This window comes from Tenacibaculum jejuense, from assembly GCF_900198195.1.
In the GTDB taxonomy this organism is placed as follows: domain Bacteria; phylum Bacteroidota; class Bacteroidia; order Flavobacteriales; family Flavobacteriaceae; genus Polaribacter; species Polaribacter jejuensis.
The window spans coordinates 1765001-1780896 of sequence record NZ_LT899436.1 but is presented as its reverse complement, the minus strand read 5'-3'; the positions used below and the strand labels follow the sequence as shown (position 1 = coordinate 1780896).

The following is a 15896-nucleotide window of genomic DNA, read 5'->3' as shown; positions in this document are numbered from 1 at the left end:
TTACATTTATGCAATAGAAAATTACCCCGATCATGAAGAAAATCATATGTATTCTAATAGTTATAATTGGATTTTCTAGCTATTCACAAGTAAAAGTAGGTGATAATCCTAATACAATAGACATCAATTCTTTACTTGAATTAGAAAGCCCAGATAAAGTTTTCGTCCTAACAAGAGTTAGTACCCTACAAATGAACAGAATTACTCCTCTCGAAGGTGCCTTGGTTTACAATACTGACGAGAAATGTGTTCACCAATATATTGGTACAAGTTGGGAAAGCCTTTGTAATGCAGGTGGAGGAGCCAGACAATTAATTTTCAATCCAGCAACCAATATTCTTACGCTATCAAATGGAAACTCGGTAGACCTTTCTTCTTTAGCAGAAGATAATGATAGTGATCCAACAAATGAAATACAAGATCTTCAATTGAATGGAAATATTCTTACTATTACCAATAACTCTAGCGCAACAGCTATAGATTTATCTGTCCTTTCTAGCAGTTCAGATGATCAAAATATTGATAACTTAACATTCAATTCTACGACAAATGAATTAACAGTAGGAATAGAAAATGGGAACAGTGTAACTGTTGATCTATCTTCACTAGTCACTAATGGATCTGAAACTAAAATTAGCGTAGCTGGTATTAATACTATATCTGGAACAGGAACAACTGCAGATCCTTATATCATTACTGCTACTGAAGTCGATGGATCGGTAACCAATGAGGTAAATACTGCTTTTGCTGTCAATGCTGGTAATTTAGAAATCACAGATTCTAATGGAACACTTTCTGTACCGCTTACTGCTTTAGGTACAGATGATCAAGATATTGATGTATTAACACTCAATGCAACAACTAATGTATTAACCGTAGGTATTGAAAATGGAGCGGATCTTACTGTAGACCTTTCTTCTCTTGTTGCTGATGGTTCTGAAACGAGTGTACAAGGGGCGGGAATTAATGTGGTAACTGGAACAGGAACAACTGCAGATCCTTATATCATTACTGCTACCGAAGTCGATGGATCGGTAACCAATGAGGTAAATACTGCTTTTGCTGTCAATGCTGGTAATTTAGAAATTACAGATTCTAATGGAACACTTTCTGTACCGCTTACTGCTTTAGGTACAGATGATCAAGATATTGATGTATTAACACTCAATGCAACAACTAATGTATTAACCGTAGGTATTGAAAATGGAGCGGATCTTACTGTAGACCTTTCTTCTCTTGTTGCTGATGGTTCTGAAACGAGTGTGCAAGGGGCTGGAATTAATGTGGTTACTGGAACAGGAACAACTGCAGATCCTTATATCATTACTGCTACCGAAGTCGATGGATCGGTAACCAATGAGGTAAATACTGCTTTTGCTGTCAATGCTGGTAATTTAGAAATCACAGATAGCAATGGAACGCTATCTGTACCGCTTACTGCTTTAGGTACAGATGATCAAGATATTGATGTATTAACACTCAATGCAACAACTAATGTATTAACCGTAGGTATTGAAAATGGAGCGGATCTTACTGTAGACCTTTCTTCTCTTGTTGCTGATGGATCTGAAACGAGTGTGCAAGGGGCTGGAATTAATGTGGTTACTGGAACCGGAACAACTGCAGATCCTTATATTATAACAGCAACCGAAGTCGATGGATCGGTAACCAATGAGGTAAATACTGCTTTTGCTGTCAATGCTGGTAATTTAGAAATCACAGATTCTAATGGAACACTTTCTGTACCGCTTACTGCTTTAGGTACAGATGATCAAGATATTGATGTATTAACACTCAATGCAACAACTAATGTATTAACCGTAGGTATTGAAAATGGAGCGGATCTTACTGTAGACCTTTCTTCTCTTGTTGCTGATGGATCTGAAACGAGTGTACAAGGGGCGGGAATTAATGTGGTTACTGGAACCGGAACAACTGCAGATCCTTATATTATAACAGCAACCGAAGTCGATGGATCGGTAACCAATGAGGTAAATACTGCTTTTGCTGTCAATGCTGGTAATTTAGAAATCACAGATTCTAATGGAACACTTTCTGTACCGCTTACTGCTTTAGGTACAGATGATCAAGATATTGATGTATTAACACTCAATGCAACAACTAATGTATTAACCGTAGGTATTGAAAATGGAGCGGATCTTACTGTAGACCTTTCTTCTCTTGTTGCTGATGGATCTGAAACGAGTGTACAAGGGGCGGGAATTAATGTGGTAACTGGAACAGGAACAACTGCAGATCCTTATATCATTACTGCTACCGAAGTCGATGGATCGGTAACCAATGAGGTAAATACTGCTTTTGCTGTCAATGCTGGTAATTTAGAAATCACAGATTCTAATGGAACACTTTCTGTACCGCTTACTGCTTTAGGTACAGATGATCAAGATATTGATGTATTAACACTCAATGCAACAACTAATGTATTAACCGTAGGTATTGAAAATGGAGCGGATCTTACTGTAGACCTTTCTTCTCTTGTTGCTGATGGATCTGAAACGAGTGTACAAGGGGCGGGAATTAATGTGGTTACTGGAACAGGAACAACTGCAGATCCTTATATCATTACTGCTACCGAAGTCGATGGATCGGTAACCAATGAGGTAAATACTGCTTTTGCTGTCAATGCTGGTAATTTAGAAATTACAGATTCTAATGGAACACTTTCTGTACCGCTTACTGCTTTAGGTACAGATGATCAAGATATTGATGTATTAACACTCAATGCAACAACTAATGTATTAACCGTAGGTATTGAAAATGGAGCGGATCTTACTGTAGACCTTTCTTCTCTTGTTGCTGATGGATCTGAAACGAGTGTACAAGGGGCGGGAATTAATGTGGTAACTGGAACAGGAACAACTGCAGATCCTTATATCATTACTGCTACCGAAGTCGATGGATCGGTAACCAATGAGGTAAATACTGCTTTTGCTGTCAATGCTGGTAATTTAGAAATCACAGATAGCAATGGAACGCTATCTGTACCGCTTACTGCTTTAGGTACAGATGATCAAGATATTGATGTATTAACACTCAATGCAACAACTAATGTATTAACCGTAGGTATTGAAAATGGAGCGGATCTTACTGTAGACCTTTCTTCTCTTGTTGCTGATGGATCTGAAACTCGTGTACAAGGAGCTGGAATTAATGTGGTTACTGGAACCGGAACAACTGCAGATCCTTATATTATAACAGCAACCGAAGTCGATGGATCGGTAACCAATGAGGTAAATACTGCTTTTGCTGTCAATGCTGGTAATTTAGAAATCACAGATAGCAATGGAACGCTATCTGTACCGCTTACTGCTTTAGGTACAGATGATCAAGATATTGATGTATTAACACTCAATGCAACAACTAATGTATTAACCGTAGGTATTGAAAATGGAGCGGATCTTACTGTAGACCTTTCTTCTCTTGTTGCTGATGGTTCTGAAACGAGTGTGCAAGGGGCTGGAATTAATGTGGTTACTGGAACCGGAACAACTGCAGATCCTTATATCATTACTGCTACCGAAGTCGATGGATCGGTAACCAATGAGGTAAATACTGCTTTTGCTGTCAATGCTGGTAATTTAGAAATCACAGATTCTAATGGAACACTTTCTGTACCGCTTACTGCTTTAGGTACAGATGATCAAGATATTGATGTATTAACACTCAATGCAACAACTAATGTATTAACCGTAGGTATTGAAAATGGAGCGGATCTTACTGTAGACCTTTCTTCTCTTGTTGCTGATGGATCTGAAACGAGTGTACAAGGGGCGGGAATTAATGTGGTAACTGGAACAGGAACAACTGCAGATCCTTATATCATTACTGCTACCGAAGTCGATGGATCGGTAACCAATGAGGTAAATACTGCTTTTGCTGTCAATGCTGGTAATTTAGAAATTACAGATTCTAATGGAACACTTTCTGTACCGCTTACTGCTTTAGGTACAGATGATCAAGATATTGATGTATTAACACTCAATGCAACAACTAATGTATTAACCGTAGGTATTGAAAATGGAGCGGATCTTACTGTAGACCTTTCTTCTCTTGTTGCTGATGGATCTGAAACGAGTGTACAAGGGGCGGGAATTAATGTGGTAACTGGAACAGGAACAACTGCAGATCCTTATATCATTACTGCTACCGAAGTCGATGGATCGGTAACCAATGAGGTAAATACTGCTTTTGCTGTCAATGCTGGTAATTTAGAAATTACAGATTCTAATGGAACACTTTCTGTACCGCTTACTGCTTTAGGTACAGATGATCAAGATATTGATGTATTAACACTCAATGCAACAACTAATGTATTAACCGTAGGTATTGAAAATGGAGCGGATCTTACTGTAGACCTTTCTTCTCTTGTTGCTGATGGTTCTGAAACGAGTGTGCAAGGGGCTGGAATTAATGTGGTTACTGGAACAGGAACAACTGCAGATCCTTATATCATTACTGCTACCGAAGTCGATGGATCGGTAACCAATGAGGTAAATACTGCTTTTGCTGTCAATGCTGGTAATTTAGAAATCACAGATAGCAATGGAACGCTATCTGTACCGCTTACTGCTTTAGGTACAGATGATCAAGATATTGATGTATTAACACTCAATGCAACAACTAATGTATTAACCGTAGGTATTGAAAATGGAGCGGATCTTACTGTAGACCTTTCTTCTCTTGTTGCTGATGGATCTGAAACGAGTGTACAGAGCGGAATTAAACTGAAACGTAGATGTACAAGGAGGCTGGGAATTAATGTGGTTACTGGAACCGGAACAACGGCAGATCCTTATATTATAACAGCAACCGAAGTCGATGGATCGGTAACCAATGAGGTAAATACTGCTTTTGCTGTCAATGCTGGTAATTTAGAAATCACAGATAGCAATGGAACGCTATCTGTACCGCTTACTGCTTTAGGTACAGATGATCAAGATATTGATGTATTAACACTCAATGCAACAACTAATGTATTAACCGTAGGTATTGAAAATGGAGCGGATCTTACTGTAGACCTTTCTTCTCTTGTTGCTGATGGTTCTGAAACGAGTGTGCAAGGGGCTGGAATTAATGTGGTTACTGGAACAGGAACAACTGCAGATCCTTATATTATAACAGCAACCGAAGTCGATGGATCGGTAACCAATGAGGTAAATACTGCTTTTGCTGTCAATGCTGGTAATTTAGAAATCACAGATTCTAATGGAACACTTTCTGTACCGCTTACTGCTTTAGGTACAGATGATCAAGATATTGATGTATTAACACTCAATGCAACAACTAATGTATTAACCGTAGGTATTGAAAATGGAGCGGATCTTACTGTAGACCTTTCTTCTCTTGTTGCTGATGGATCTGAAACGAGTGTACAAGGGGCGGGAATTAATGTGGTAACTGGAACAGGAACAACTGCAGATCCTTATATCATTACTGCTACCGAAGTCGATGGATCGGTAACCAATGAGGTAAATACTGCTTTTGCTGTCAATGCTGGTAATTTAGAAATTACAGATTCTAATGGAACACTTTCTGTACCGCTTACTGCTTTAGGTACAGATGATCAAGATATTGATGTATTAACACTCAATGCAACAACTAATGTATTAACCGTAGGTATTGAAAATGGAGCGGATCTTACTGTAGACCTTTCTTCTCTTGTTGCTGATGGATCTGAAACGAGTGTACAAGGGGCGGGAATTAATGTGGTAACTGGAACAGGAACAACTGCAGATCCTTATATCATTACTGCTACCGAAGTCGATGGATCGGTAACCAATGAGGTAAATACTGCTTTTGCTGTCAATGCTGGTAATTTAGAAATTACAGATTCTAATGGAACACTTTCTGTACCGCTTACTGCTTTAGGTACAGATGATCAAGATATTGATGTATTAACACTCAATGCAACAACTAATGTATTAACCGTAGGTATTGAAAATGGAGCGGATCTTACTGTAGACCTTTCTTCTCTTGTTGCTGATGGTTCTGAAACGAGTGTGCAAGGGGCTGGAATTAATGTGGTTACTGGAACAGGAACAACTGCAGATCCTTATATCATTACTGCTACCGAAGTCGATGGATCGGTAACCAATGAGGTAAATACTGCTTTTGCTGTCAATGCTGGTAATTTAGAAATCACAGATAGCAATGGAACGCTATCTGTACCGCTTACTGCTTTAGGTACAGATGATCAAGATATTGATGTATTAACACTCAATGCAACAACTAATGTATTAACCGTAGGTATTGAAAATGGAGCGGATCTTACTGTAGACCTTTCTTCTCTTGTTGCTGATGGATCTGAAACGAGTGTGCAAGGGGCTGGAATTAATGTGGTTACTGGAACCGGAACAACTGCAGATCCTTATATTATAACAGCAACCGAAGTCGATGGATCGGTAACCAATGAGGTAAATACTGCTTTTGCTGTCAATGCTGGTAATTTAGAAATCACAGATTCTAATGGAACACTTTCTGTACCGCTTACTGCTTTAGGTACAGATGATCAAGATATTGATGTATTAACACTCAATGCAACAACTAATGTATTAACCGTAGGTATTGAAAATGGAGCGGATCTTACTGTAGACCTTTCTTCTCTTGTTGCTGATGGATCTGAAACGAGTGTACAAGGGGCGGGAATTAATGTGGTTACTGGAACCGGAACAACTGCAGATCCTTATATTATAACAGCAACCGAAGTCGATGGATCGGTAACCAATGAGGTAAATACTGCTTTTGCTGTCAATGCTGGTAATTTAGAAATCACAGATTCTAATGGAACACTTTCTGTACCGCTTACTGCTTTAGGTACAGATGATCAAGATATTGATGTATTAACACTCAATGCAACAACTAATGTATTAACCGTAGGTATTGAAAATGGAGCGGATCTTACTGTAGACCTTTCTTCTCTTGTTGCTGATGGATCTGAAACGAGTGTACAAGGGGCGGGAATTAATGTGGTTACTGGAACCGGAACAACTGCAGATCCTTATATTATAACAGCAACCGAAGTCGATGGATCGGTAACCAATGAGGTAAATACAGCTTTTGCTGTGAATGCTGGTAATTTAGAAATCACAGATTCTAATGGAACACTTTCTGTACCGCTTACTGCTTTAGGTACAGATGATCAAGATATTGATGTATTAACACTCAATGCAACAACTAATGTATTAACCGTAGGTATTGAAAATGGAGCGGATCTTACTGTAGACCTTTCTTCTCTTGTTGCTGATGGATCTGAAACGAGTGTACAAGGGGCGGGAATTAATGTGGTAACTGGAACAGGAACAACTGCAGATCCTTATATCATTACTGCTACCGAAGTCGATGGATCGGTAACCAATGAGGTAAATACTGCTTTTGCAGTCAATGCTGGTAATCTTCAAATAACAGATAGCAATGGAACGCTTTCTGTACCGCTTACTGCTTTAGGTACAGATGATCAAACTGTAGATCAGTTTACATTTAATACAACAAACAATCAGTTATCGATCTCTTTAGAAGATGACGGAGCTGCACCTTTAATTGTAGATCTGTCTTCGCTTGTTTCTAATGTGACAACAGTAGCACAAGCTGGAAGTTTAAGTGGTAGAACAATTGCAACACATTCGTCTAATGGTACGAATACCAATATTCAAGAAACTGTAACAACACTTACACAAAATGATACTCCTAGTTCTTCAGATCCAAGTGCAACTGGTGAAATTACCTACACAGATGAAAGTGGTACAACTAGTACAGCTCAAGTAGTAAGTGCCGATGCTAACAATAATTTACAAGTAGGTACTGATGGTGGTGCATATTTATCTGGATCAACCATAAGAGCTATGGGTAAAGTAAATGGTACTACAGGGAACTTATTAAGATCTCAAGGAGTAACATCTGTAACTAGAAATGGAGTTGGTAATTATACAGTTACAATACCAGATAGAGGAAATGCAGACTATGTTGTGCAACTAACTGTTTTTAGTGTTGGTAACTTACAAGTCACTGGACAAGTAATTGCTCAAACAAGTAATAGTTTTACTGTACAATTGTATGGAAGTAATGTGTATTTATACAGGTTAGATCGTAATTGGTATTTCTCAGTTCAAGATTTTTAATCCAAAAGTTATGAAAATGTCTTTTAAAAAAATACTTGTTCTGTTAATTTTAATTTCAACTTATCAGAATATATTTTCTCAGGTGTTTCCAGATATTCCTGTTTCAGGTTTGCCAAGCGGAACAACGGCTCAAATATTAGCTACACCTTCTCCTGTTGAAGGAGTTATGGCATACAGTACAGATCAAAGAATTATATATTATTTTGATGGTATTAATTGGGTATCTACAAGTGGTAGTAACTGGTTATTAAATGGTAATGCAGGAACTACAAATACAAACTTTTTAGGTACTATTGATGATGTTCGTATGCAAATACGATCTAATAATTTACCTCTTTTGGAATTTGGTAGAAGAGCAACTTTAGGCTTAGTACAAGGATTTCCTGATTATACCGATGGTGATCAACCTATAGTTCATTTAAATGGAAATGGAAATATAGCAGCGTTACAATTTGCAGCCTCTGGCGCAGCCTTCTACAGACCTATGTTCTTTACTACACCAAACGGTAGTTTTCGATTGAAGGGAAGTTCTGGAGAAACCGATTTATTTGAAATAGGTTCTGGTGGACCTTCTAACGATGGAAGATTAGAGTTTATTATTGGAGATGACGGTGCAGAACCTATAATTTTCAAAAGATATGATTATAGAAGAGGACAATTTCATCGAGAATTATTTAGAGTTCAAGGAAGCAACAACTCAGCTGACGCCAAAACTCGCTTTGGAATAAATTTAAATACTAATGAAGTTCCAGTTGATACTGATTATGATGATTCTCAAGCAGGTTTCAATATTGCTAATTCAACTTTACAACTTGTAGGGTCTTTCTCTAAATCTGTGTTTACTACAACAGGTAATTTAACATTAACAGAAGATCATTATAGTGTTATTATTAACGGTAATCATACCATTACTTTACCTAATGCAAACACTAGTAATGGTAGAGAATATGTGTTAAAAAATAGTACTGGTAATACTATTTCAATTTCAAATTATCTCAACTTATCAAACACTAATAGCAATTCCATAACACCAAATAGTACTTTAAAAATTCAGAGTAATGGAAGTAATTGGCACCAAATGAATAATAATTCATCTACAACTGGAGGTTCGAGTGGTACATTAACTTATGTGGATAAATTTAACAGTACAGATGCTACTATTACTGTAGCAGACTTTAATACAAATGGTACACTAATTCCTTTAAACTCTGTTAGACTTTCAAGTGGTTCTGTAGCAAATACTACCAATGATCAAGTACAGGTTACTCAAGCTGGCTTATATGAAATTACATATACTGTTTCTTTGAGAAAAGAAAATGGAAATGACTTTAATAATGGAGGAAATAGTTCCTTAGAAATAGTCGTTTGTCAAAATAATAATCCAATTGCTAATACTGGAAGTTTAGTTACTTTAATAGGAAATACAAACCAAAGATATGTTACAGCTTCTAGAACTGTCTTACTAAATTTATCTGCTTTTCAGAGTTATGGTATAAAAGTTCGCGAAAAAAATATAAATAGTACAGGACAGGTAGTTATTGATTCTAATGCTACTGGAATGACTATCAAAAAAATAGACTAATTCAGAAATTTTAATTAGAATAAATTTTCACGTTATGATAACTAGAATTTTAATCATATTTTTATTTATAACTACATATTCATTGTATAGCCAAGTATTACCTGGTGAACCTGTGGTTGGTTATCCTAAAGGAACTACAGCACAAATTACTTCAATAACGACTACTGAAAGTGTTATTGCTTACAGTACTGATGAGAAGATATTTTACTATTACGACGGTACAAAATGGGTTAAGTTATTCAGTGAAAATTCAAAAGTGATTGTTGATAATGAATTATTTTTTGAAGACGCTAATTATTACTATGTATCGGTAAGAATTAATTCTACAGATTGGATGGTTTCTCGATTTTCAAGGACAAACTTAAATGATGAAGCGTTTGCCATGGGTTCTGGAACACAACCTGCAGATCAAGCTACAGTAATCGGATTAACTTATTCTTAAATAAAATATGAAAGGAACTAGTTACATATTCATATTCTTATTTTTTATTTCTTTAAACATTTTCTCTCAGATAAGTTTTAATGCAACTGCTCCTTCTACAGGAAGTCCTGGTGGAAATAGACCTACTATTTTTATTACAGGACCAACAACTGGAGACCAATTAAGAAATTTTATACAAGCCAACCCAACTACAGGTACTGTAGTAAATCGTGATATTACTTTTAATGCAGAATTAAAAGTTCAAGGTGCTGGTACTTTAACTGATAATAATGCAGTCTATCATTTTCCTGACATATATAGATATGCTCCACAAGCAGGAACAACAGTTACTTTTACTGATGTAACAATTCATTATACAGGATCTCCAAAAGGTCATTCATATAATGGTGCCTACACAGCGAACTTTACCAGAGTATTTTATTTGTTAGGTGTTACTAGTGGGCGAAGTGATTTTTTTAATAATGGTAATTATACTTTTAATTTTGAAGATGTAACTTTTTCTGGATATGGTGGTTCAGACTTTTTACATTTTCAGACTAATACAACTTTAGAAAATATTACAATTAATACTACGAATCGTTTAAATTTTGAGCCTGGAGCTAGATTAGCTGGAGAAGTTGAAATCATTAGAAATTTAAAACTAAGAGGAGTTACTAGGATTGTAGGTGGATCTGGATCTAATGGTGATTTTAAAGCTTTTAATATGGATTGGGATGCAACTAATTGGAATTTTAGTCAACGTAATGTTGATTTTTTCTTTGTTAATCCTGTAAAACCAACAGGATGGACTGGTTACTCTGGAGCTGCTAATAGAGTTCAAGAATTTTATACTCACGATGTTATTGTTACAGAACCAAACCTTACCCCTATAAATAATATCAATATACTACTGTATAATAATAATGCGAATACTTTTGATTATAACTTAACTTCAGATACAAGTGGTCAAATTCCTACACAAGAAGTACTAAAAATAGATAATTCTGTTAGTTTAAACTTCGACAGAGGAAATTCAACTTTAGTTGTAGCTGATTATTTAAAAACCTATTACGCAGTAGATCGAAATTTTAATGAACCTATCTCAGATAACATTGTTGTGACTGATGATGAATTTATTAGCGAGACTAATACAACAACAGTAGCGGCTTACGCAGGAATAACAGTTAATCATTCTGCTAGAACATTAACAATCTCTGCAAACAGAACACTTTGCGAAGTTTATGATTTTATTAAACTGAATAAAATTAACAATCTTGAACAACCTAATATTACCACTTTTTTTGCCACTCCAAGAGCAGATGTTATAGATCTTAATGATTATCAATTAATACTTAGTGGTAGTGCTATTTTATCTCCATGCGATAAATTTGTAAAATTAGAGTCTGATGCAACTTCTTCAATTGCAGATTTAAATAATTTAGACGTAGGCTTACAAGATGCTACCCAATTCTATAAATTCATTTCAATAGCTAATATAAACAATGCCAATTTATTAATTACAGATTTAAATACATCTACTGAATTTTTAAGTGAAACTAATTTTACTGGTACTAGTAATAGTGTAACTACTTTTGCAAGTAATCAGGTAAGATTAGAAATTACTCGAGATGGTTATACCAATTGGGCTACAATACAAGATTTTTCTGGTCCAGAAGATATTTACAAATTTGTAGCTCATCAAGCTCCTTTAATAGATCCTTCTACTTCAATTAATCAAGAAGAAATGATCTTTTTAGCAAAAAAAATATTGCAAAAAAATGTTGGTATTCTAAAAGAACTAAATGGTACAAACCCTACTTTAAATATTACTAATATTAATCAGAATGCAACTATTCAAGCTACAGAAGAAAGACAAATTGAAATTTTAAATCTTCTAAAGAGAATATTAACAAAAACTACTGCCATTAAAAAAGGAATCTAAAATGAAAAACATAAAATATTTATTCTTCTTCATCTTATGCATATCATCTATAACTACAGAAGCGCAAGTATTTCCTGGTAGTCCTGTTTCTGGATTTCCAAGTGGTACAACAGCTCAGATAACCAGTGTAGCTTCCCCTGTAGAAGCAACAATAGCATACAGTACAGATGAAAAGATTTTTTATTATTATGACGGTACAAATTGGATAGCGTTAAGATCAGATCCAAATGTTTTTGTAGGATCATTCATTATAACCGCACCAGGCGGAACAACAGCTACATCTTTTAATGTAAATGTTAATACTTTACCTTTTAGACCTAGTCAAATTACTTTTAATGCTCATGCTAATATAGAAGCTTTCAATATTAATGCTGCTGGGTCTGCAGGATTAAATACGCCAACATTACAAAATGCATTTGGAGTTATGCAAGGCTATGCAAGGAACGATGCTGGTACAACTACACAAGCTACAATTTATATTGGTGGAAGTGGTAGTTCTATAAATTCAATCTCTAGATACTCTTCAAATAGTCAATGTATAGGTTTAAGATACGGTAATCAGAATGCCGTTAACATGGGAGTAATCTCAGGTACATTATCTTCATTTGATCTTAACGGTTTTACTATTAATGTGAGTTATACATTAGGAACTTCAGGTAACACCAATAGAGATAATGATATTTTAGATGAAAGTTTAGTAGTCTTCTTTACTGCTTACAGATAGAAACCCTCAATTACTTATTTATTAGTTAAAACACTGAATGTGACTTTAATACATTTTTTGTGTCTTAATTTATATAAGACAGTAATTGGTTCAAGAGAAAATTAGCAGTTTACACTTTAAAAACCGCATTTCATAACTAATTATCAACGTTTTATAACAAAAAAATGAATATTTTTTTGTAAGTTCGCAACGTCTTAGACGACCAATTTAGCAGTTAGTCCTAAACTAATTGTTTTTCACCGAAGGTCAGCTATATTGATTTAAGGTTTTAAGTAATTTAGTTGTCGAGATAAACAATCAAATAATTGATAAAGTAAGTTTGATATATCAATTATTAAGATTTGAAATAGTAAGTAGTTAATTCTATTGAAAGTAAGTTTTAAGTAAGTAGTAAGTAAATCCCTAAGGAATAATGAAAATCCTTAATATTTTGCCATTTTTAATGGCCTTAACAATTAATGCTCAAACAGAAGGTTTTAAAAACTTTGGAAACATCCAAATGCATAATAATGCAGAAATAGGATTCCATACTGATTTAATAAATGATGGGCAGTTTGAAAATAACTTAGGTTTAGCTGGTTTCTACAGTGATAATGAAGTAAGAATTGTTTCAGGTACAAATAGTCCTATTTTTAATAATGTAGAAATAGATGCTATTAATGATCTACAATTAAATACTTCTCTTGGTGTTAGAAATGAGCTAGAATATGTAAATGGTAAAATTGTTACACCCCGATCAAACCCTTCTATTTCTTTAGATTTTATTCGTCATGATTTATATGTAGGTGAAGATGATGATAGACATACAGATGGGTATGCTTCTGTTACTGGAAATAATGAATTTATTTTTCCTATCGGAGATGATGACCGATTAAGACCTATGATTACACCGAACCAAAATGCTGAATCTTATTTCAATGGCGCATATTTTTTTGAAAACCCAAATTCTCCCTCAACTTTTTCAGACACTTTCGCAACAGAAGAAAAACAAGTATTCTTAAAAAATATAAGTACTGATGAATTCTGGGATTTAGATGGATCTAATCAAACTAATGTAACTTTAACTTGGGATAGTTTTAGTAATATTGAAAACATATCACCTGTAATAAGTTTTCTACGTGTAGTCGGATGGAGTAAATCAGAACAAAAATGGATTGACTTAGGTAATACAAATGTTACAGGAGACCTAGATAACGGAAGAATTACATCTACAGAATTTATTCCTAATGAATATGAAATCATTACTATAGGTTCAATTTTCTCTGATATTGAACAAGGAAGTGATAATTTTTTAATTTCTCCTAACGATGATGACGTAAATGATGCTTTAGTATTTGAAGGTTTAGAGTTATACAAAAAAAATAAACTAACTGTATTTAACCGTTGGGGTAATATCGTGTTTGAAGCTACAAACTATGAAAATAACTGGGAAGCTTTATCTAACGGTAGGGCTACTATTAAAGCTGACAAAAAGTTACCTGTAGGTACTTATTTTTATACTCTTGAATTTGGTAATGATGATACTAATAATACAAGAAAAGGATGGGTATATATTAATTACTAAACCTTAAACTCTAGTTTCTTCTACGATTTTTTAGAAATACTTTCTCTAGGTGTTGTCGGATTATATCCAAAATCAGCATCTGGTAATTCAATCCCTAATGTGTGAATTATGAATCCAATACTGGCGTAATGATGAATCGTATGGCTATGTGCCTGCACTAAAGCACTAGATAAAGTGTAGTTAGTAGTGATTTTACCGGTACCTAAATCGTCAGTTACTCTTACAATTTTATCAAAGTCTTCAGTTTCTATAGATTTTAATTGATGAATTATTTCATTAAAATAAGCAATACCTGCATCCGTTTTGATTTGAGCTAACTCATTTCTTTCCCTATCGGAAAAATCTATATCTCCCCTATCAATACCTTTAAAAATACATGAAAACACATCTAAAATATGTCTCATGTTATTTCCTATACTAGAATAATAAGGTGGTACGGAACAATCACTATATTGTTTATCAGATATTGTATTTAATAACTTAATACCTCTTTGAAGATTTTTCTCTATCGCATCAATCATTAATCAAAAATCATAATAATTTTTTAATCACAAAAATTATTTTCCAAAATAATTAAGCTTTTAACAATATAAATCTATTTAACTAATTAATATGATCATAATCAGAATAAAATCAATTTTGAATTTTACTCTTAATCGTCCAAGCATAAGTTATAAGTGTAAGAGTTTACAATAGTTTTTAAGCTCTTTTATTATTTTATATGATACTTACTTAAGAAAAGTTCTAAAGGAGCTAAGACATCCTTTTAGAGTTTTGTTTATTATGTTTTGGTGAGTATTGGGTGAGGGGTATTGATATAAACAAAAAACTCCGATTAGAGTATTCTAATCGGAGTTTTGTATAAAGAAAGGCGACGACCTACTCTCCCACCAGTGGCAGTACCATCGGCGCTAATGGGCTTAACTTCTCTGTTCGGAATGGTAAGAGGTGAGCCCCATTGCTATAATCACCTTAAGTTGTTTCAGTATATTTCAACTGTATAAGTTAACATATTAGTAAAATGGTATTTTAAATCATCAAAAGAGTTGTCTTCCCCTCACTTGGAGGGGAAGTACGTACATAAGCCTATGGGTTATTAGTACTACTCAGCTACATACATTACTGCACTTACACTTATAGCCTATCAACGTTGTCATCTTCAACGACCCTTTAAAGAAATCTCATCTTGTGGTGGGTTTCGCGCTTATATGCTTTCAGCGCTTATCCCTTCCGAACGTAGCTACTCTGCAGTGCCCCTGGCGAGACAACAGATACACTAGAGGTTCGTCCAACTCGGTCCTCTCGTACTAAAGTCAGATCCACTCAAATTTCTAACGCCCACAGCAGATAGAGACCGAACTGTCTCACGACGTTCTGAACCCAGCTCGCGTGCCACTTTAATGGGCGAACAGCCCAACCCTTGGGACCTTCTCCAGCCCCAGGATGTGACGAGCCGACATCGAGGTGCCAAACCCCCCCGTCGATGTGAGCTCTTGGGGGAGATCAGCCTGTTATCCCCGGAGTACCT

The 15896-nt window shown here is 35.2% G+C and carries 7 protein-coding genes and 2 rRNA genes (1 of these 9 cut by a window edge); 6 read left to right on the top strand and 3 right to left on the bottom strand.

Translation table 11 applies throughout. The features are described from left to right. Nucleotides 1–32: 32 nt before the first annotated feature. From AQ1685_RS07960 to AQ1685_RS07935, 6 genes are all read left to right on the top strand, one after another. Nucleotides 33–8135 (top strand): hypothetical protein, encoded by an 8103-nt coding sequence (locus AQ1685_RS07960; protein WP_095071022.1) that lies wholly within the window; start codon nt 33–35, stop codon nt 8133–8135. A 16-nt stretch (nt 8136–8151) separates the two neighbouring features. Continuing rightward, nucleotides 8152–9717 carry a hypothetical protein gene (locus AQ1685_RS07955; RefSeq protein ID WP_095071020.1) on the top strand — a complete coding sequence of 522 codons (1566 nt, stop codon included), beginning with the start codon at nt 8152–8154 and terminating at the stop codon, nt 9715–9717. A gap of 34 nt (nt 9718–9751) precedes the next feature. After that, nucleotides 9752–10159: a hypothetical protein gene (locus AQ1685_RS07950; RefSeq protein ID WP_095071018.1), complete on the top strand. Its 408-nt coding sequence runs from the start codon at nt 9752–9754 to the stop codon at nt 10157–10159. Between the two features lie 7 nt (nt 10160–10166). Then, nucleotides 10167–12080 carry a hypothetical protein gene (locus AQ1685_RS07945; protein WP_095071016.1) on the top strand — a complete coding sequence of 638 codons (1914 nt, stop codon included), beginning with the start codon at nt 10167–10169 and terminating at the stop codon, nt 12078–12080. Between the two features lies 1 nt (nt 12081). After that, nucleotides 12082–12804: a hypothetical protein gene (locus AQ1685_RS07940; RefSeq protein WP_095071014.1), complete on the top strand. Its 723-nt coding sequence runs from the start codon at nt 12082–12084 to the stop codon at nt 12802–12804. Nucleotides 12805–13216: 412 nt separating this feature from the next. Continuing rightward, on the top strand, nt 13217–14368 hold the full coding sequence (locus tag AQ1685_RS07935) for a gliding motility-associated C-terminal domain-containing protein (RefSeq protein WP_095071012.1): 1152 nt from the start codon (nt 13217–13219) through the stop codon (nt 14366–14368). 20 nt (nt 14369–14388) lie between these two features. Here the strand turns inward: AQ1685_RS07935 and AQ1685_RS07930 are convergent, their stop codons facing one another. The 3 genes from AQ1685_RS07930 to AQ1685_RS07920 all read right to left on the bottom strand — a co-directional run. Further along, a complete protein-coding gene (locus tag AQ1685_RS07930) occupies nt 14389–14889 on the bottom strand; it encodes a DinB family protein (protein ID WP_095071010.1) in 501 nt (166 codons plus the stop codon). Nucleotides 14890–15234: 345 nt separating this feature from the next. Next, nucleotides 15235–15343: ribosomal RNA gene (rrf, locus tag AQ1685_RS07925) — 5S ribosomal RNA — on the bottom strand. A 101-nt stretch (nt 15344–15444) separates the two neighbouring features. Next, a 23S ribosomal RNA gene (locus AQ1685_RS07920) occupies nt 15445–15896 on the bottom strand (it continues 2332 nt past the right edge of the window).